This is a genomic window from Collinsella tanakaei (assembly GCF_016900375.1).
Classification (GTDB): domain Bacteria; phylum Actinomycetota; class Coriobacteriia; order Coriobacteriales; family Coriobacteriaceae; genus Collinsella.
Genome location: NZ_JACJKB010000001.1, coordinates 81289 through 99460 on the forward strand (window position 1 = coordinate 81289; position 18172 = coordinate 99460).

Annotated in this window: 21 protein-coding genes; 13 read left to right on the forward strand and 8 right to left on the reverse strand. The window is 64.4% G+C overall.

Annotated features, from left to right (window positions below):
- The first annotated feature begins 85 nt into the window (after window positions 1-85).
- From H6A16_RS00300 to H6A16_RS00315, 4 genes are read left to right on the forward strand one after another with little or no spacing between them, the layout of a single operon-like run.
- Complete coding sequence (locus H6A16_RS00300) at window positions 86-745, forward strand: amino acid ABC transporter permease (protein ID WP_204615159.1); 660 nt, start codon at window positions 86-88, stop codon at window positions 743-745.
- Window positions 742-1572, forward strand: coding sequence for an amino acid ABC transporter permease (locus tag H6A16_RS00305; RefSeq protein ID WP_204615160.1), 831 nt, complete (start codon window positions 742-744; stop codon window positions 1570-1572). Before H6A16_RS00300 ends, H6A16_RS00305 begins: the two co-directional genes overlap by 4 nt.
- Before the next feature lie 30 nt (window positions 1573-1602).
- Window positions 1603-2361 (forward strand): amino acid ABC transporter ATP-binding protein, encoded by a 759-nt coding sequence (locus tag H6A16_RS00310; protein WP_204615161.1) that lies wholly within the window; start codon window positions 1603-1605, stop codon window positions 2359-2361.
- A 47-nt stretch (window positions 2362-2408) separates the two neighbouring features.
- Window positions 2409-3203: a gamma-glutamyl-gamma-aminobutyrate hydrolase family protein gene (locus H6A16_RS00315; protein ID WP_204615162.1), complete on the forward strand. Its 795-nt coding sequence runs from the start codon at window positions 2409-2411 to the stop codon at window positions 3201-3203.
- Between the two features lie 80 nt (window positions 3204-3283).
- Here the strand turns inward: H6A16_RS00315 and H6A16_RS00320 are convergent, their stop codons facing one another.
- The 5 genes from H6A16_RS00320 to H6A16_RS00340 all read right to left on the reverse strand — a co-directional run bounded on the left by H6A16_RS00320 (window position 3284) and on the right by H6A16_RS00340 (window position 7681).
- Window positions 3284-3421, reverse strand: coding sequence for a hypothetical protein (locus H6A16_RS00320; protein WP_204615163.1), 138 nt, complete (start codon window positions 3419-3421; stop codon window positions 3284-3286).
- A gap of 131 nt (window positions 3422-3552) precedes the next feature.
- Window positions 3553-4698, reverse strand: coding sequence for an ABC transporter ATP-binding protein (locus tag H6A16_RS00325; protein ID WP_204615165.1), 1146 nt, complete (start codon window positions 4696-4698; stop codon window positions 3553-3555).
- Between the two features lie 11 nt (window positions 4699-4709).
- The gene (locus H6A16_RS00330) at window positions 4710-5759 is read right to left on the reverse strand and encodes a FecCD family ABC transporter permease (protein ID WP_204615167.1); all 1050 of its coding nucleotides are present in this window, start codon (window positions 5757-5759) and stop codon (window positions 4710-4712) included.
- Between the two features lies 1 nt (window position 5760).
- Window positions 5761-7008 carry an ABC transporter substrate-binding protein gene (locus H6A16_RS00335; RefSeq protein WP_204615169.1) on the reverse strand — a complete coding sequence of 416 codons (1248 nt, stop codon included), beginning with the start codon at window positions 7006-7008 and terminating at the stop codon, window positions 5761-5763.
- 55 nt (window positions 7009-7063) lie between these two features.
- Entirely contained in the window at window positions 7064-7681 is a 618-nt protein-coding gene (locus tag H6A16_RS00340; RefSeq protein WP_239458088.1) for an HAD family hydrolase, read from the reverse strand.
- 124 nt (window positions 7682-7805) lie between these two features.
- Between H6A16_RS00340 and H6A16_RS00345 the strand changes: the two genes are divergently transcribed.
- Complete coding sequence (locus H6A16_RS00345) at window positions 7806-8339, forward strand: NUDIX hydrolase (RefSeq protein ID WP_204615171.1); 534 nt, start codon at window positions 7806-7808, stop codon at window positions 8337-8339.
- On the opposite strand, the gene H6A16_RS00350 is transcribed toward H6A16_RS00345, so the two are convergent.
- Complete coding sequence (locus H6A16_RS00350; protein ID WP_204615172.1) at window positions 8336-9070, reverse strand: acyl-[acyl-carrier-protein] thioesterase; 735 nt, start codon at window positions 9068-9070, stop codon at window positions 8336-8338. The genes H6A16_RS00345 and H6A16_RS00350 overlap by 4 nt on opposite strands.
- Window positions 9071-9196: 126 nt before the next feature.
- Here H6A16_RS00350 and nudC point away from each other — a divergent pair, with 126 nt between their 5' ends.
- Complete coding sequence (gene nudC, locus H6A16_RS00355) at window positions 9197-10255, forward strand: NAD(+) diphosphatase (RefSeq protein WP_204615173.1); 1059 nt, start codon at window positions 9197-9199, stop codon at window positions 10253-10255.
- A gap of 308 nt (window positions 10256-10563) precedes the next feature.
- Here the strand turns inward: nudC and H6A16_RS00360 are convergent, their stop codons facing one another.
- Both H6A16_RS00360 and H6A16_RS00365 read right to left on the reverse strand, forming a co-directional pair.
- A complete protein-coding gene (locus H6A16_RS00360; RefSeq protein WP_204615174.1) occupies window positions 10564-10914 on the reverse strand; it encodes a phenylpyruvate tautomerase MIF-related protein in 351 nt (116 codons plus the stop codon).
- A 35-nt stretch (window positions 10915-10949) separates the two neighbouring features.
- Window positions 10950-11435 (reverse strand): histidine phosphatase family protein, encoded by a 486-nt coding sequence (locus tag H6A16_RS00365; RefSeq protein ID WP_204615175.1) that lies wholly within the window; start codon window positions 11433-11435, stop codon window positions 10950-10952.
- 243 nt (window positions 11436-11678) lie between these two features.
- On the opposite strand from H6A16_RS00365, the gene H6A16_RS00370 reads away from it, so the two are divergent.
- The 7 genes from H6A16_RS00370 to H6A16_RS00400 all read left to right on the forward strand — a co-directional run bounded on the left by H6A16_RS00370 (window position 11679) and on the right by H6A16_RS00400 (window position 18164).
- The gene (locus H6A16_RS00370; RefSeq protein WP_342589693.1) at window positions 11679-12032 is read left to right on the forward strand and encodes an Asp23/Gls24 family envelope stress response protein; all 354 of its coding nucleotides are present in this window, start codon (window positions 11679-11681) and stop codon (window positions 12030-12032) included.
- A 31-nt stretch (window positions 12033-12063) separates the two neighbouring features.
- Entirely contained in the window at window positions 12064-13722 is a 1659-nt protein-coding gene (locus H6A16_RS00375) for a DAK2 domain-containing protein (RefSeq protein ID WP_204615179.1), read from the forward strand.
- Window positions 13723-13731: 9 nt separating this feature from the next.
- Window positions 13732-15909, forward strand: a complete 2178-nt coding sequence (recG, locus tag H6A16_RS00380; protein ID WP_204615180.1) for an ATP-dependent DNA helicase RecG — start codon at window positions 13732-13734, stop codon at window positions 15907-15909.
- Window positions 15906-16493 (forward strand): 16S rRNA (guanine(966)-N(2))-methyltransferase RsmD, encoded by a 588-nt coding sequence (gene rsmD, locus H6A16_RS00385; RefSeq protein WP_204615181.1) that lies wholly within the window; start codon window positions 15906-15908, stop codon window positions 16491-16493. The genes recG and rsmD overlap by 4 nt, the downstream gene beginning before the upstream one ends.
- Before the next feature lie 38 nt (window positions 16494-16531).
- On the forward strand, window positions 16532-17029 hold the full coding sequence (gene coaD, locus H6A16_RS00390) for a pantetheine-phosphate adenylyltransferase (RefSeq protein WP_204615182.1): 498 nt from the start codon (window positions 16532-16534) through the stop codon (window positions 17027-17029).
- 86 nt (window positions 17030-17115) lie between these two features.
- Window positions 17116-17613 (forward strand): ATPase, encoded by a 498-nt coding sequence (locus tag H6A16_RS00395; protein WP_204615183.1) that lies wholly within the window; start codon window positions 17116-17118, stop codon window positions 17611-17613.
- A complete protein-coding gene (locus H6A16_RS00400) occupies window positions 17613-18164 on the forward strand; it encodes a YceD family protein (protein ID WP_204615184.1) in 552 nt (183 codons plus the stop codon). Before H6A16_RS00395 ends, H6A16_RS00400 begins: the two co-directional genes overlap by 1 nt.
- The last annotated feature ends 8 nt before the right edge of the window (window positions 18165-18172 follow it).

The following is an 18172-nucleotide window of genomic DNA, read 5'->3' on the forward strand; positions in this document are numbered from 1 at the left end:
TGGCATCCCCGCCCACGTGCACTTTCGTATCGATGTTCGTGGGGCCTGAGTCGCGCACCGGGCCCCGCGGTGTATAGGAGGCCGGATGGGACTGTCCGAGCTGCTTACAACCTATGGTCAGGACTACCTGACCGCGCTGGTCACCACGTGGTGGATGACCGCGGTCGCCTTCGCGCTCGTGATGGTGCTCTCGATCGCCATCACGGTCATGCGCGTCTCGCCGTTGAAGCCTTTGCGGGTGGTGGGCGACTTCTATGTGCAGGTGTTCCGCAACATTCCCGGTGTCGCCCTGCTCATCATCATCGTGTACGCCCTGCCCAACCTGCGGCTGGTGCTCGATTACCGGACCTGCGTGATCGTTACGGTCATCCTCATGGGCTCCGCCTTCGGCTCCGAGAACTTCATGAGCGGTATCAACACCATCGGCGTCGGGCAGATCGAGGCGGCGCGCTCTCTGGGGCTCACGTTCACGCAGATCATCTGGAAGATCGTCATCCCGCAGGCTCTGCGCTCGGCGGTGCTGCCCATGACGAACCTCCTGATCGCCGTCATGCTGTCGACTTCGCTGGGGTCCCAGGTCCCCATGAGCCCCGACGAGCTCACGGGCGTCGTGTCGTTCATCAACACCCGCTCGACTGGCGGTATCCTTGCCTTTCTGATCGCTGCGCTGGGGTATGTGGGAACGGCTGCGGTTATCGGCCTTGTCGGTAACCGTCTCGACAAGAAGGTGAGGATCCTGCGATGAGCAACCATGCGAAACCGCTGAGCATCCGCGATGCCCTCTACGAGCAGCCCGGTCCGCACACGCGTCGTCGCGTGCTGATCGGTACCGTCATCACCGCCGTGCTGGTGCTTATCGGCATCGGCCTGGTGATCCGGCAGTTCTACATCACCGGTCAGCTCGCGCCCCGCTACTGGACGTTCCTGGCCCAGCCGACCACCTGGCGCTACCTGCTGCAGGGTTTTCGCGGCACCGTCTCGGTGGCGCTTACCTCGGGCGTCTTGGCGCTTATCTTGGGCCTTGTGCTCATGCTCGGCCGCACGAGCGGCGTCAAGCCGCTTTCGGTCGTCTGCCGCGTGGTCACCGACTTCTTCCGCGGCGTGCCGAGCCTGCTGTTGATCTACTTCTTCTTTTTGGTCGTGCCCCAATACGGCGTCAAGCTGTCGTCGTTCTGGATGATCACCCTGCCCGTGACGCTTGCCGCCTCCGGCGTTCTCGCCGAGGTCATGCGCGCCGGCGTGAATGCGGTGCCGCGCGGCCAGGTCGAGGCCGCGATGTCGCTCGGCATGCGGCCGGCGCGCATCATGTTCAAGATCGTGCTGCCCCAGGCAATCCGCTTCGTGATTCCCTCGCTCATCTCGCAGCTGGTCGTCGTGGTCAAGGACACGACCGTCGCCTACGTCGTGAGCTACCCGGACCTTATGCAGAACGCGCGCGTGCTCATCACCAACTACGATGCGCTCGTGTCCATGTACTTCACGGTCGCCATCATCTACATCCTGCTCAACTATGCGATCAACAAGCTGTCCGGCTTCGTTGCCGAGCGCATGGGCGTCAAGATCATCCGCTAGCAGCGACTACCGAGAGGAACGGATACCGCAATGTCTTTGAATCATACGGACGAGATTCCCGTCATTGAGCTGCGCCATGTCGATAAGCACTACGGCGACCTGCACGTGCTGCGCGATATCAACCTCAAGGTCTCGCGCGGCGAGGTGCTCGTGGTCATCGGGCCCTCCGGCTCGGGCAAGTCGACCATGTGCCGCACCATCAACCGCCTGGAGACTATCGATTCGGGCGATGTGCTCATCGAGGGCAAGCCACTGCCGAAGGAGGGGCGTGAGCTCGCGGCGATGCGCGCCGAGCTCGGCATGGTGTTCCAGCAGTTCAACCTGTTCGCGCACAAGACCATTCTCGAGAACGTGACGCTCGGTCCCATCGACGTGCTGGGCATGAAGCGTGATGAGGCCGAGAAGCGCGCCATGGAGCTGCTCGCGCGCGTGGGCGTGGCCGAGCAGGCCCAGAAGGTGCCTGCCCAGCTTTCGGGTGGCCAGCAGCAGCGCGTGGCCATCGCCCGCTCGCTTGCCATGAACCCGAAGGCCATGATGTTCGACGAGCCCACGAGCGCGCTCGACCCCGAGATGATAAACGAGGTGCTCGATGTCATGGTCGAGCTTGCGCGCGGCGGCATGACCATGGTCGTCGTGACGCACGAGATGAACTTCGCTCGTCGCGTGGCCGACCGCGTCGTGTTCATGGCGGACGGCCAGATCGTCGAGGAAGGTGCGCCCGATGAGTTCTTCGACCATCCGAAGACGCAGCGCGCTCGCGACTTCCTGAATTCCATCAAGGGACATTAAGGCATTCGACGCCTCGGTGCAGGGTCGGATGTGCGATGAGGAGAGATATGACAGATACGGAACGTGTGAAACCGTTTTCGGTTGCGGCGGGGGATACGCGACCGGTGATTCTGGTTGCGCCGCGCCTCGAGCGGACGGATCCCTGCCTGCGCATGCCCGAGCGGCTCGCGCCCGAGGAGGCGGTTGCCACCGTCTTCATGGACGCCATCCTGGCTGCAGGCGGCCTGCCGCTGGTCATGCCCTTGACCGAGGACGAGGCGGTTCTGGCGTCTTTGGTCGAGATGGCCGATGGCGTCGCCATCCCGGGCGGTCAGGACGTGAATCCTGCGCTCTGGGGCGATACCTCCGGCTACGACGAGGCCCTGCTGTGCCCCGAGCGCGATGCGTTTGAGGTTCGCCTTGTGCGCGCTGTGCTTGCGGCCCATAAGCCCCTGTTCGCCACCTGCCGCGGCGCTCAGATTCTCAACGTGGCGCTCGGCGGATCGCTGTGCATGGATGTCCCGCATTTCGAGCCGGTCAACGGCATGGTGCGGTGGCGCCATGCGCCGATCCTTTCCGACCCGGCGCATCCGGTGGAGGTCAAGGCGGGGTCGCTCCTTGAGCGCGCCCTCGGTGGCTTCACGATGGTGCAGGCGAACTCCAGCCACCACTGCTGCGTCGATCGCTTGGGTGAGGGCGTCGAGCTCGTGGCGCGCGCGACCGATGGCGTACCCGAGGGCATCGAGGTCCCCGCCGAGCGCTTCTGCCTGGGCGTCCAGTGGCATCCCGAGTACACCTGGCGCACGATCCCCACCGATTTCAGCCTCTGGAAGGCCTTCGTGGACGCTGCGCGCGGCGCGTGACGCTGCGCTGGCATCAGATTCGATAGGACGGCGGCCCTCCTGGTTTCGGGAGGGCCGCTGACTTTCTGTTGAGTACTTGCTTAAAACTCGAACTCGACGTGTGCAGAGACCCCGCTACCGGTCACCTCGGTTGACTGGTCGGTCACGGTGCAGCCGCCGAGCATGAGGGCGGTTGCAGCTGCAACAAGGATGATGATGGGGGAGATGTGCTTCAGCATGGTCGGCTCCTTTTGTGCAGTGTTTCTCCATTATAGCCGGAGCGCACGGGGCGGGGCATGATGGAATGAGCGCATGGTTCTGGGCATGAGCATGTATGTCTATAAATTGCTTTCCGGGCGGCGCTTTCCGATCAGCTCCGATGTGGCCTCGCCGCGAGGTACGCCTCGGCCGTCGGATATACCGGCATGCCGAGCGCGCGGGCGTACTCGACCAGCTTGGCGTTGCAGGCGCATATCGTGCCGAATCGCTCCGGGCAGCAGATGAGGGCCTCACAATGCGCGATCTGCTCTTTCGCCCGCTCGATGTCGTCGTCATCCACCGGCTCGAGGTCTTTTGCATATACGACGTGGGCTGCCAGACTATCGGCAAGCATGCCATCGACGTCATGACGATGCAGCACGCCTGCGGCAAACGGGATGCTTGCACGCTGAAGGGTGCGAAAACACGTGGCCCCCGTTCCGCCGCCCGCCACGACGAAGACGCGTGCGGCTGAGGCGGCGCGCTCCAGCTCGAAACTCCCGAAGGTGTCGTTGTATGCGGTCGGCTCGAGGCCGTAGAGCGAGGCGATGCGCGGCTTGCAGAACACCTCGGCGGGAGATCCCTGGGTATCGGCCGCGCCGTCATGAATGCAGACCACGGTGTCGGCTGCTTTCTGCGCAAGGCCGATGTCGTGAAGCGATGCGATGATCGCGACGTTCCGTTCACGCGCATAGCGCCGAAGAAGTCCCAACATGTCGAGCTGCGCTCGAATATCCAGATACGACGTGGGCTCGTCGAGTATGAGCACGCGGGGCTGCTGGCAGAGCGCACGGGCTATAAGGGCGCGCTGCCGCTGGCCATCGCTCATGTGCGCGAAGTCACGGTCGCGATACGTCCAGCAGCCCGTCGCCTCCATGCAGCGTTTGACTTCATCCTCATCCTTTTCGCCAAGGATGCCGAACCTACCGGTATAGGGATAGCGCCCGGCCTCGACGATATCCTTGCAGGTGAGCAGTTCGGTGCGCGGTCGCTCGGTGAACAGGGCGGCGACGGTGCGCGCGCGGTCGCGCGGCGACATGGTGGCCGCGGGGGTTCCGCAGATACTGATGGTTCCCGCAAGCGGCACCAGGAGCCCCGCGATGGTACGCAGGAGGGTCGTCTTGCCCGAGCCGTTCGGCCCGATGAGCACGAGCACCTCGCCCGGGTGCACAACAAGATCGATATCCCGCACGAGGGGCCGCGCGCTATGGCCTATCGCGACATGGTCAATCTCGAGAGCCGGCGCCTGAGTACTCATCGTGCCCCCGCTCATCGGAACGAACGCTTTCTTAGCATGAGGGCTATGACGATGGGGGCTCCGAACACGGCGGTCACGGCGCTGACGGAGAGCTCGACGGGCGAGAACAGCGTGCGCGCAATAAGGTCGCAGCCGCAGCAGAAGACGGCGCCGGCAAGGAAGCTCGTCGGCGTGACCAGCAGGGGGCGCGACGACCCGAGCGCGAGCTTCGCGATATGCGGCGCGGCGATGCCCACGAAGGACACCGGTCCCGCGAAGGCGACCACGCAGGCCGAAAGCAGGCTCGACATGAGGACGATCGCCAACCTCAAGCCGATGACGTTCACGCCGACGCTGCGCGCATGCCCCTCGCCGAGCTGATAGGCGCCGAGCCGCTTGGAGAGCGCCAGCACGATGGCGAAGGACGCGGCGACGAAGACGGCGATGATCGCGACGTCGGTCCAGCGCGCACCGGAGAAGCTTCCCTGCGACCAGTTCTGCAGGTTGACGATGCTCTGGTCGTCGGCGAAAGCGATGAGGAAATTGGTCGCAGCCGAGCAGAGGTAGCCCACCATGACGCCGGCGACGATCAGCATGCTCTGGGTGCGCACGCGTCGAGCGATGGCGAGCACGAACCCCATAGCCGCCAAGGATCCCGCGAGCGCTGCCGCCACGGCCATCCAAGGGCCCATGACGCCTTGGGCGCCGAGCACGACGATCATGACGAGGGCGACTGCCAGTCGGGCACCCGACGAGATGCCGAGCACGAAGGGATCGGCGATGGGGTTGGCGAAAAACGTCTGGAGCAGATAGCCGGAGAGCGAAAGGGCACCGCCGAGCAGCACGGCGCTCGCCACGCGCGGCAGGCGGATCTCCCAGATGATGCGGCTCGCGGTCGAGTCCGCCGGCCCCTGCAAGATCAATCCGACGACCTCTGTCGGCGAGGTGCCGACGCTGCCGACGCAAAGGCTCAGGCAGACCAGCGCGACAAGGGCGCAGGCGAGTGCGCCGTCGACGATGGCCGTGCGCGCTGCCCGTCGCGTGCGCGCGGACGCGGAGCTGTGCTGCCGGAGCCTATCCATATCAGCTGAGCTTCCAGATGTAGCCGGAGCTCTCCTCCGTGCCGGTCAGGGCGCAGCGGATATCGCCCATGATGTCGTCCATGTCGGTCATCGCCTGGTACATGTTCTCGTCGCAGGCGTAGACCTCGCCATCCTGCACCGCCTTGAAATCTGCGAGCAGGGGATTTTTACCCGTGAGGTCGGCGATGGATGCCATGGTGCCGTCGACGGTCGTGTTGTAGATGATCACGTCGGCATCCTTCGCTTGCGCATAGAAGGTCTCGAGGTCGATGACCGCCTGGACCGACGAGGATCCTTCCGACTCATCGGAAGGGTCGAAGGAGACGAAACTGCCGCCTGCCATCTCAACCATCTGCGAGAAATAGTCCGTCGAGCGGCGCGTGACCGCCGAGCCGTCCTCGTTGATGTAGAAGAAGGCGACGGTCTTGCCGGTTGCCTTCATGCTTGCGACCTGCTCGACTCTAGCGGCGATCTCGTCGAAACGCTCCTGCGCCTCGTCTTCGCGTCCGAACAGGATGCCCATGAGCTTGATCCACTCCAGTCTGCCCAGGACCTCCGGCTCGCTGCTCGACTGCTCGGTGAGCACGGTGCAGCCGAGGTCCTGCAGCTTCTGCTTGGTCTCGGGCACGTGGTTGATCTTGGTGTTCTCGATGGCGAGCTCGCAGCCCTCGGTCGCGATGAGCTCGAAATCGGGGGAGCGGTACTTGCCGCCGTAGGCGATGTCGCCCGCATCGAGCGCCGCTGTGAGGTTGTCGTTCGGGCTCTCCTGCGCGGTGACGGACGATACGGTCACGGCGTCGAGGGCGTCGATTTCGTCGATCAGGCAGATCATGCCGGTCGATACGAGGTAGACGCTCTCGAGGGGCTGCTGGATAACGGCGATGTCGTCTGCGAGGTTCTCGGGTATACTCGCTCCTTCGGGAACGACGAGGAAGCGCTCGCCATTCGAGATGCACACGAGCTGGTATCCGCCCTCGTACTCGTCGACGGTGAAGTTCTGCGCGTATTCGAGCGGCAGCTGCGCGACGTGCTCGAGGTCGGCGCCGGTATCGGCGTTGCGGAACGTGGGCTCCTCAGAGGTCTTCCCAGCCTGATGTACAGGGGCGCTTCCATCTGCTATCGCGGGGGAGCCGTTGTCGGTCGCAGACGTCGTGCAGGCGGATAGGATGAGGGCGCAACCGAGCGTTGCCGCAACTGCGAGGCGGCGCGGCACCGGGATACGATGTGGTGAGAAGCGGTCGAAGAGCATGGTGTCCTTACGAAGAGAGAGGGGGTTGGGGTCGATTGCGTGTATGCCCGATTGATCATTCAGCAGATTCGAGCATAAGGGCTATGGCGCGCTCGAGTTTCGCGGCGTCGCCCGTGAAATGGTAGGAGCGCATGCCGGCTCGCTCGGCGCCGAGGCAATTGTCCCGATTGTCGTCGACAAACAGGCAGCTTGCGGGGTCGAGGTCGTAGCGGCGGCAGAGAAGCTGATAGATGGTGGGATCCGGCTTCATGATCCGCTCGAACCCCGATACGACCCTGCCGTCGAGCAGGTCGTTTACCGGGCAGCGACTCATCTGCAGGTCGATAGAGGTCGAGGCGTTCGAGAGCAGATAGATTCCGAGTCCGCGCTGCTTCAGCCGGATGGCGAGGTCGCAGACATCCTCGAGGGGCTCGGAGCACTCCGGCCAGCGCGCGAAGCATTCATGAAGGTTGGGGTGCAGATGGCCGGGAAGGTGCGCCTCGGCGATATGGCGCATGGTGTCGTGGCCGATGACGCCGGCATCGAGCAGGGCCCAGGCGGTGCTGCCGAACAGTGCCTCATCGAGGAGGCGTGCGTCCTCGTCGCTGTCGGTGTAGTGGCGGGCGAATGCCGGACCGTTGAAGGTCATGAGCACGTTGCCCATATCGAATACGACATGCTTCAGTTCTGCCATGGCGTTTCCTTCCTGTTCGCTTCCCATTATGATGCATCCGCGTTCGCTTGGCGCCGCTCGGTCGGGTGTAGGATGAGCGTGGGTCCGTGCCGGGCCGCTATGGAAGCCGTCGAAAGGGGACCAGATGCCGACGCCCGAATTCATCGTCAACCTTCGCGAGCACATCGGCCATGAGCTGCTGTGGCTCATCGGCGTGACGGGATATATCGAAGACGGGCGCGGCCGCATCCTGCTGGGCAGGCGAGCCGACACGGGTGCGTGGGCTCTGGTGAGCGGCATCAACGAGCCGGGTGAGGAGCCCGCGGCAACGATCGTGCGCGAGGCTCTCGAGGAGACGGGCGTTGCGATCGTTCCCCGCGAGCTGGTGAGCGTGCAGGCCGATCGGCGCGTCATCACCTATGAGAACGGTGACCGGGTGCAATACCTGGAGTTGCTGTTTGTCTGTGAGGTTGCGGACGGTGCCGCATGTGCGCACGTGGCAGACGAGGAGAGCCTCGAGGTGGGCTGGTTTGACCGCGACCATCTTCCCGAGCCGCTCTCGGAGACGACGCGTGAGCGCATCGGGCTCGTCGACACGTTTCGGTCGCGGGCGCTTCAGGGCGATGCGCACTGCCTGTTCAGAGTGGATGCAGATCAGGCCGAGGGGCAAGAAGGCTAGCTGAGCTCCACGACGGCGTAGATGCCGCCCTCGGTGTCGCTGAGCGTCACCACGGTTCGCTCGGGCTCCTGCGCGAGAGCCGGCACGATGGTGTCGCCCAGCACGGCGGCGCGGCGGAAGTCGACGCGAACCGTCTTGGGAGCCGTCTCGCGGGGGAGCAGCTCGAGCGCCATCGTGACGTACTGGCAGTTGTTCACGTGCTCGTTGGTGTCGATGAGACCGCGGCGAACGACGATGGGCCCGGCGGGCTCGAGATGCTCGGGTACGCGGACGCGGCGCTCCTCGGCGGGCATGTCGAGCGGTTCATGCGTGCCGTAGGGGGCAACGTGCTCCTGGGTGGGGCGGATGGGCTTACCCGTCGCAAGGTCGATGGAGGCCCACGATGAGTTGGCGCGTGCGATCAGCCTGCCTGCGGTGTCCTTCAGATAGAAATTGCGGTTAGCCGTGAATCCGCGGAAGCTCGTGGCAAAGGTGCCCACAGCGATCTCCTCGCAAAGCGAGGGGTAGCGGTCGATGACGATGTGCCAATGGGTGAGCACCCAGGCGCGCTGCTCATGCTTGAGCCATGCCATGCCGACGCCGAGCGCCTCCGACTGGAAGGTGCTGCAGTCCTGGAACGCGTTGATGACGGCGGGAAGCGTCATGAGGCCGCGATGACCGACCTCGCTATAGCGGACCACGGTGGGGTACTCGAAGGTCGTCAGGTCCCGATCGAGGTCGATGATGGGCATATGCGTCGCTCCTGCGTGGTTTTGATACCGATGTTACGCATGCAAGTCTAACACTGCCATCGCGCTCCTGCCGATCGAGCATGTAGGATACTGTTTCGAGTGCAGAGGGGATGATGTGCGATGGACATGGGCTCCAGATACGGCGTGCGGGGTGGGGCGGCTCCACTTGGCGATCTTCCGCTGGCGCGGACGAAGATCGATTACGACGTTGCCGCACGAGCCGATGGGGGACTCATAGACCGGTTGCTCGACGATCCCGCGACGCGCGTGGTGTTGGTCGACCGAGGCCTCGTGGCGGTGCCGCGCGGCCTTTCGTCCTCGACGCCCGCGGCTCTTGCCTGTGCGGAGGACCCGGCGGCCCCGCGCCCCGATGCCGCCGCTCCCATGCATGAGGTAGGGCTTTCGTTCATGAGCGGCCCCTCTGCCCGTTCTGTTGCCGAGGTGTCAGGCGCCCTGGTCGTGTATCTCGGCATCGAGCGTTTCGGTGATACGGGAGTTTCCTACCTGGCGCTCGATGTGACGCGTGTGGGCGGCGCAAGCGTCCTTCCCGATCAGGCGTCTTGCGACTGGGTTGAGCTGCGGTCGCTCGCACCCTGTGCGAGCGTGCGCGATGCAGGTCTTGCCACAAGCGCCATCGCCGTATGCGCCTGGCACGATCGGCAGCGGTTCTGCCCGTATTGCGGTTTCCCGGTGCGCCCGACGCTGTCGGGGTGGGCGCAGGCCTGCACGAACCCGGAGGATGCCGATCGTCTGCTGTTTCCGCGTATCGAGCCTGCGGTCATCACGGCGATCGTGGATGACCGAGACCGCCTGCTGCTGCAGCATAACTGTGCCTGGCGTCCAAGTTTCTACTCGGTGTCTGCCGGGTTCGTCGAGGCGGGGGAGAGCCTGGAGCGCGCGGTGCGTCGCGAGGCGCTCGAAGAGGTGGGCATCGAGCTCGATGAGGTCGGGTATCTCGGTTCGCAACCCTGGCCGTTTCCCGCTTCGATCATGCTTGGCTTTCGCGCCCGTGCACGCACAACCGACATTCATGTCGACGGCGATGAGGTCGAGGCGGCCCGTTGGTTCACGCGGGAGGAACTCGGGCGGGCTATCGCCTGCGGCGAGGTGGAGCCCGCGGGACGGGCCTCGATCGCCCGTCATATGATCGAGCAGTGGTACGGCGGTCCGCTCGAATGCCTGTAGACGGGCGCTTCTCGGCTTTCGGAGCGCCTGAGGGGGTCGAATATACGAAGTTGGTTCAGATATGCGTTACCTATAGGCAAGGTAGGGTGAACTTCTACCCCTTTTCAGCCCTTGCAGGGCGGATGCTATAGCCCCCAAAACAAGAATAAGGCCGCGATGGCCGGTTTCAAACCTGCCATCGCGGCCATGATAACCAAAACGGACTACCTACTACCTTGGTGTGCTTACGCATATCTGAACCAACTTTGGCGCGGACGTTGCTCGCGGGTCTTTTTCAGGCTTAAGCGCATCTGCAGACGGCTGATTTCCTAGAAATTGGACCCGTTCCACCCGAAGTTCGGCGTGGATCCGTAACGGATGTAGATATGCGAGGGATCGATGCCGAGCGTCTGCGCAACCACCGGGCAGATCTGCTCTGTCAGTGCCTCCCATGCGGACTCGGGAACCTCTGCTCGCGCGTAGACGTCGACTTCGACGAACGCCGAGGGCTCGGCGTCACTGCCGGCAAAGTACATAGGGACGTTCTCGTCGAACAGGCACATGAGCCACTGCTCCGACTTGCCGGGGACGGCGGCGATGGCGCGGCCGAAGGCGCTCTTCAGGGTTTCGCGATCCTCGGCGCTGATGGGAGTCGAGGCGTGGAGCTGGATAACGGGCATGAAAGCCTCCCGATTTTGGGGCGAACGTGCGGAGTCTAGTCGGAAACAGGTCCCTGGACGAACCACTCGAGTATGCCGGAGCGGCCGGAGTCATCCATGTCGATGGCGGCCATGCCCCCGGGCTTGAGCGAAAGCTCGACCCCGCTCAGGCGCTCGATCATCTCGTTCAGCATGGGGATATGCCCCACGACGACGAGGCAGTCGGCATCGGTGGTCGCGAGCTGCTCGGCAAAGGTGTCGGCGTCCTGCTCCCAGATGCTGTCGACCGGCACGATGTCGTGATCGAAGCCGAGCGCGCGGTCCACCTCCTGGGCGGTCTGCATCGCACGCACCGCCGGGCTCGACCAGAGCGTCGCATGCGAGGCGCTGTGGGCATCGAGCAGGTAGAACGAGCGCATGAAGCCGTCGACCGAAGCGAGGAACGAGCGGGCTTCGTCCGTGAGCTCGCGATCGAAATCGGACTGCCCGGGTTTGAGCCCGCAGGCCTTGCCGTGTCTCACGAGGATGAGCTTCTTGATCACGTTGACCATCCTAACCGCATGGGGTTCACCGTCGTATCGATTCTAACCGCGCGCGTCGCGTTGCGCCACGAGCCATTGGTCTAAAAACGCTTAGAAACAGGAATACTGCCGTCTGCCGCCGCGAGGGGGCCGTACATATGGAGCGTCGATATCGAGCGCATACAACGACGTTGTCGTTGTAGAATACTGTGATGATTGCTTCCATGTCCGATGCGTTCCGCGCATTCAGGAAGGAGATTTACCGTGTCTGAGAACATTCCCGGTAGCCTGAGCGTCTCCAACGACGTCATCGCCGATATCGCCGGCTATGCTGCCATGTCGTGCTACGGCGTGGTGGGTATGGCCGAGCAGCAGCAGGGTGTCGAGTCGGTGCGCCTGCTGCCCGGTCAGCGCCTGCGCAAGGGCGTGCTCGTCTCCGCCACCGAGGAGGGCCTGACGCTCGATCTCCACATCGTCCTCGAGAACGGTGTGAACATGAAGTCGGTCTGCCAGAACCTCTCCAGCTCGGTGTCGTTCACCCTGGCTGAGATCGCCCAGATCGATCCCGCGAACCTCAAGATCGCTATCCACATCGACGCGCTCAAGTCGCGTGGCTAAGCACCTATCGAGTTAATGGAGATAAGGCAAGATGATCTCGAAAACCATTCGCACGTGCTTCCCGATCGCGGCTAAGGCAGTGGCCGACAAGGCGGAGGACATCAACAAGCTCAACGTCTTCCCCGTTCCCGATGGCGATACGGGCACGAATATGTCGCTGACCCTCGCCTCGGTGGTCAAGGAGCTCTCCGCCCTTCCCGCCGACGCCGATATGGAGGCTATCGCCGGCGCCATCACCCACGGCTCCCTCATGGGCGCCCGCGGCAACTCCGGCGTCATCACCTCGCAGATCCTGCGCGGGGTGGCCGAGGGCCTCATCGGCGCGGGCAGCCCGGCGACGAGCTCCGACATCGCCGTGGCGCTGCGCCGCGCGGTCAAGGTCGCCTTCCAGGCCGTCCGCAAGCCCGTCGAGGGCACGATCCTCACCGTGCTGCGCGACATTTCCACCAAGGCCGATGAGTGCGAGAAGAAGAAGCTCTCCGTCGAGGAGGCGCTCGACGCCATCGTCGTCGAGGCCTACCAGTCCGTGGCCCGCACGCCCGATCTGCTGCCCGTTCTCAAGGAGAACGGCGTGGTCGACTCCGGTGCCTTCGGCTTCGCGATCTTCCTCGAGAACTTCGTGGCGGCGGCCCAGGGTCGCACCGCCCAGATCGAGGACTTCTCTGCGACCTTCGACGCCGGTACGGCCCGCGATTCCGCGCTCGATCGCGTGAAGATCGAGGCGAACGACGACTGGGAGGGCTCGGAGTTCCGCTACTGCAACGAGTTCCTCTTCAAGGCCGAGAAGCGTTTCGACGAGGAGGAGTGCCTCGAGTTCCTCTCGTCCATGGGCGATTGCGAGCTGCTCGTCGGCTCGTATCCCGACTACAAGGTGCACGTGCACTCCAACACCCCGAACCTCGTGCTCGAGCACATGTTGCAGTTCGGCCAGGTCTATGAGGTCTTCATCCACAACATGGATATGGAGTCCCACGAGCGCACCGCCAAGATCCATGCCGACCAGGATGCTCCCGCCGAGCCGGCGAAGCCCCTCGGTTTCGTGGCCGTCGCCGCCGGTTCCGGCGAGGCCGAGATCCTGACCTCCATGGGTGTCGACGAGGTCGTCTCCGGCGGCCAGACCATGAACCCCTCCACGGCCGACCTGCTCGAGGCCGTCAACAAGGTGAACGCCGAGGCGGTTATCATCCTGCCGAACAACGGTAACATCCGCATGGCCGCCGAGGCCGCTGCCACTGCCTGCGAGGACAAGCAAGTTGCCGTCGTTCCCACTAAGACCGTTCCGCAGGCCTTCTCCGCGATGTTCGCCGTCATGCCCGAGACCCCGCTCGACGAGGTCGTCGAGGCCATGACCGAGGCCATCGCCGAGGTCCGCGACGGCGAGGTCACCACCGCCGTGCGCGATTCGCAGGCGGCCGATGGCAGCCCGATCCACGCCGGTGACGTCATGGGCATCATCTGCGATTCCATCGATATCGTCGGCAACGACGTCAAGCAGGTCACGCTCGACTGCATCGCCCGCATGCAGGATGACGAGGAGGGCGACACCCTCACGATCCTCGCTGGCGCCGATATGTCCGACGAGGATTTCGAGGACCTCGTGTCCGCCATCGAGGAGGCCCATCCCGACCTCGAGATCGATCCGCATCGCGGCGAGCAGCCTCTGTATCCCGTGATCTTCTCGATCGAGTAAGCCGGCTTCATGGCGGGCGGTATCAGCGTGCCCACGGCATCTGCGCGCCTCGCGCGTGCCGCCGTGCTCGAACAGGATATCTCGCGCCTGAAATATGTTTCGGGAGCCCGAGAGGAGGCCCTCCGCCGTCTGAATATCGAGACGGTGGGGGACCTCCTTTTGCGCATCCCGCGCCGCTACCTCGATTTCACCCATGCCTATACCGTCGAGATGGCGCCGCTCGGCCAGGTTTGCACTATCGTCGGCACGGTCGACCGCGTCGTCACGAAGCGTCCGCGTCCCCGGATGACGGTCACCGAGGTCTATATCGCCGACGACACGGGCATCATGCAGGTCGCCTTCTTCAAGCAACCGTGGATCTCGCGGGATATCGCGGCCGGCGACCGTCTTGCCGTCATGGGCAAGGTCGAGTTCGCCTACGGTTTCAAGCAGATGTCGTCTCCCCATTACGAAAAGCTCGACGCCGCCTCCGCGGGCGGCACGATCCTGCCGGTGCATCCGGCGGGCGAGGGCGTCAGCCAGGCGTGGATGCGCCGGCTCGTGTCGGTCGCGCTCGAGGCGGCAAGCACCTTTAGCGATCCCCTGCCGGCGCGCCTTCGCGCGCGGCGTGCGCTCATGAGCATCTCGCGCGCGCTTCGCTGCGTGCATTTCCCCTCGTCGATGGGGGAGCGCGAACTCGCGAGGCGCCGTCTTGCGTACGAGGAGGTGCTGCTGCTCCAGCTCGCGCTGAGGCTGCGAAACCACGGGAACCTTCTGGGCGTCGAGCCGGTGGCCCATATTCTTGGCGAGCATGTCGCGCGTTTGGAATCGGAGCTTCCCTTCGACCTTACGGAAGAGCAGCGCAGCGCGGTTGACGACATCCTGCGCGACATGGCTGATGGCTCCCACGTGATGAACCGCCTGCTTCTGGGTGACGTCGGCACGGGCAAGACGGCGGTTGCCATGGTCGCGCTCGCGGCGGTGGCCGATACCGGCACCCAGGCCTGCGTCATGGCGCCCACGGGCGTGCTCGCGCGGCAGTACGCCGTCAAGTGCACGCCGGTGCTCGAGCGCGCTGGCGTGAGCTCGGCTCTGCTTACCGGCTCGACCCCTGCGGCCGAGCGCGAGAAGATCTGCTCCGATTTGCGTTCCGGGCGGCTCGATGTGCTGTTCGGCACGCATGCGGTTCTGTCCGAAGACGTCAACTTCGCCAAGCTGTCGCTCGTCGTCATCGATGAGCAACATCGCTTCGGCGTCGAACAGCGCTCGGGGCTGCGGGCGAAGGGCCCTGGCGCCGACCTGCTCGTCATGACGGCGACCCCCATCCCGCGCACCCTGGCGCTCTCGCTCTACGGAGACCTCGAGACCTCTGTCATTCGGCACCGCCCCGTTGCCGGCGCCGGCGTGACCACGCGGGTACTCGACGAGGCGAACCGTGACATCGCCTACGGTGCGGTTCGCGAGGCGCTCGAGCAGGGGAGGCAGGCCTATGTGATCTGCCCGCTTGTGTCGGAACGCGACGACGCCGATGAGCTCGAGGACGTGCCGGGGATCGAGCGCGACGACGACGGGCGCGAGACCCAGGCTGCGGCACTGCATGCCGTCGACACGGAAGTCGAGCGCCTGCGCACCGTGTTTTCCGGGGCCTGTATCGAGGCGCTTCACGGCAGGATGGGCGCGCGTGAGAAGGATGAGGCCATCGACCGGTTCCGCGGCGGCGCCATCCAGATTCTTGTGTCCACGACGGTGGTCGAGGTCGGTGTCGACGTGCCGAACGCGACCGTCATGATCATCGAGAACGGCGAGCGGTTCGGCCTGGCCACCTTGCACCAGCTGCGTGGCCGCGTGGGCCGCGGTGCCATGGCGGGATCCTGCTTCATCATGACCAAAAACGCTGCCCGCGGACGCATCACCCCGGCGCGTGAGCGGCTCGATGCCCTCGAGCGCACCGAGGACGGCTTCGAGCTCGCGGAGCTCGACTTGCGCCTGCGCCATGAGGGCGAGATCTTGGGTCTTCGCCAGCATGGCGGCGTGAGCCTGCGGTTCGTCGACCTCGATGCCGACACCGATCTCATCGAGGCGGCACATGATGACGCCATGGAGCTTTTGCGCTACGCCCCCACGCTTCACGCGACGGCCCTGATTCCGCTACGCTTGTCAGTCGTCGATAGATACGGCGACATCTTCAAGGAGGTCAGCGGCGGATGAGAGTCATTGCCGGTGAATGGCGGGGCAGAAAGCTCGCGGAACCGAGCGGGCGCGACGTGACCCGTCCCACGACGGATAGGGTGCGCGAGGCCATGGCCTCGATGGTCGATGCCGCGCTCGAGGGTGGCATCGAGGGCGCGCGCGTGCTGGATGCGTTTGCCGGATCCGGGGCGCTCGGTATCGAGATGCTGTCGCGTGGTGCATCGTCCGCCGTGTTCTACGACATCGACCGCACCGCCGCGGCGCTCGTCAAGCAGAACCTGTCCGCGCTTCGATGCGCCCCCTCCCGGGGCCGCGTCGTGTGCGGCGATGTCATCGCCCACGCCGAGCGCGGGCGTCTTTCGGGCGGGCCGTTCGACCTCGTGCTCATCGATGCACCCTATGCGCTCGGGCCAGAGCCTGCCGAGCGCCTGCTTGGCGCCCTTGCCGGCAACGGCCTGCTTGCGGATGGTGCCTGCGCCGTCGTCGAGCATGCGGCAGGCGACGCCGGGGCTCGCCCCTCCGGCTTCGAGGTCGAGCGCGAGAAGCGCTACGGTACGATCTCGGTCGACCTGCTCAGGTACCAGGGCGCCGACGAGTCGTAGCGATCGTACAGAGTCCCTTCAACACGAGGAAGCAACCTATGATCAGCAACATCGAGCATGCGCTCGTTCCCGGAACCTTCGATCCCATCACGTTCGGCCACATCGACGTCGTGCGCCGTGCGCGGAGGCTTTTTCCGTACGTGACGGTCGCCGTGGCCGAGTCCATCGGAAAGAACGGCAGCGGTCCCACGTTCTCGCTCGATGAGCGTGTGGCGCTGGCACGCGAGGCGCTTTCTGGCATCGAGGGTGTCGAGGTCAAGCCGTTTTGCGGCTTGCTCGTCGACTTCGCCCGCGAGGTCGGTGCAGGCGCACTCGTGAAGGGCCTGCGCGCCATGACGGACTTCGAGTACGAGCTCCAGCAGGCCGACCTCAACTATCGTTTGGATAGCGACCTCGAGTCGATCTTCGTCATGAGCGCCCCCCAGTACGGGTATATTTCCTCCTCGGTTGTCAGGCAGATCGCCTCGTTCGGGGGAGATGTGTCGAGCCTCGTGCCGCCCAACGTGGTCGAGGCCCTGCGTGACCATTTCGCGTGATCATGATGCGCGATTGGGCGCAACCTGCTTATCGCGTTACGTGTGATACCATATTCGGTTGATAGCAGCCAACGGAAGGAGACTTGATGGCTGGCGACAACTTTCCCGGCGAGAGGATCGAGAGCCTTGTCGATGAGCTTGAGGGCATCATCGACGAAGCCAAGCCGCCTTTCGGAAAATCTGCTCAGTACAAGGTGATCGAGACCGATGTGTTCTTCAACATCCTCGACGAGATCCGTATGAGCTATCCGGAGGAGTGGCAGAAGTCCCGCCGCATCCTCAAGGAGCGCGACGAGCTCATGGCGAGCGCGACCGCGCAGGCCGATTCCATCATCGCCGACGCCCAGCAGCAGGCGCTCACCATCGCCGGCGAGCAGGAGATCGTGCGCCTGGCTCAGCAGCAGGCCGACGACATCCGCGAGCGCGCCCAGCAGTACGAGCGCGAGACCCGCTATGCCGCTGAGGACTATGCCGAGCAGGTGTTCACGCACCTCGAGGAGAACCTCAAGAGCCTGACGTCCACGGTCGCCCGTTGCCGCCAGCAGCTCAACGAGGGCGCGAGCAACCAGAACGGCGCTTGGTAATGGAGGGCCTCGATCCGGTGGTCGTCGAGCTCGGCGACCAGCTTGAGAATCCGGGCGAGTCTCTCTCGCTTACCGGCAAGCTCGATCTTTCGGGCTACAGTTCCGGCGAGAAGGAGTTCACGCTTGCGGATGGCGTCTCGTATGACGTCGTCCTTACGAACGCCGGTGATGGCATCCTCGTGACCGGTATCGTGCGCGCTCATGCCGACGGTCAGTGCGACCGCTGCTTGGAGCCCGCCGGCTTCGACATCTCCGGTGAGATCGAGGAGTACTACTTGTTCGAGGAGCCCGAGGACGCGGAGTCTTATGAGGACGGCTTCGAGCTTGTGGGTCCGGAGCGCACCGTCGACCTCTCTGGTGCCATCTGGGACGCGATGGTTATGGACACGCCGTTCGTAGTCCTGTGCCGCCCCGATTGCGCCGGTCTTTGCCCGACCTGCGGCGCCAACCTGAATGATGGTCCGTGCGGCTGCGCCGACCAGGCTGAACAGGCATGGGTCGACAGCGACGAGAACCCCTTCGCCGCCCTCAAGAACCTCAAGCTCGACTAGGCTCGAAC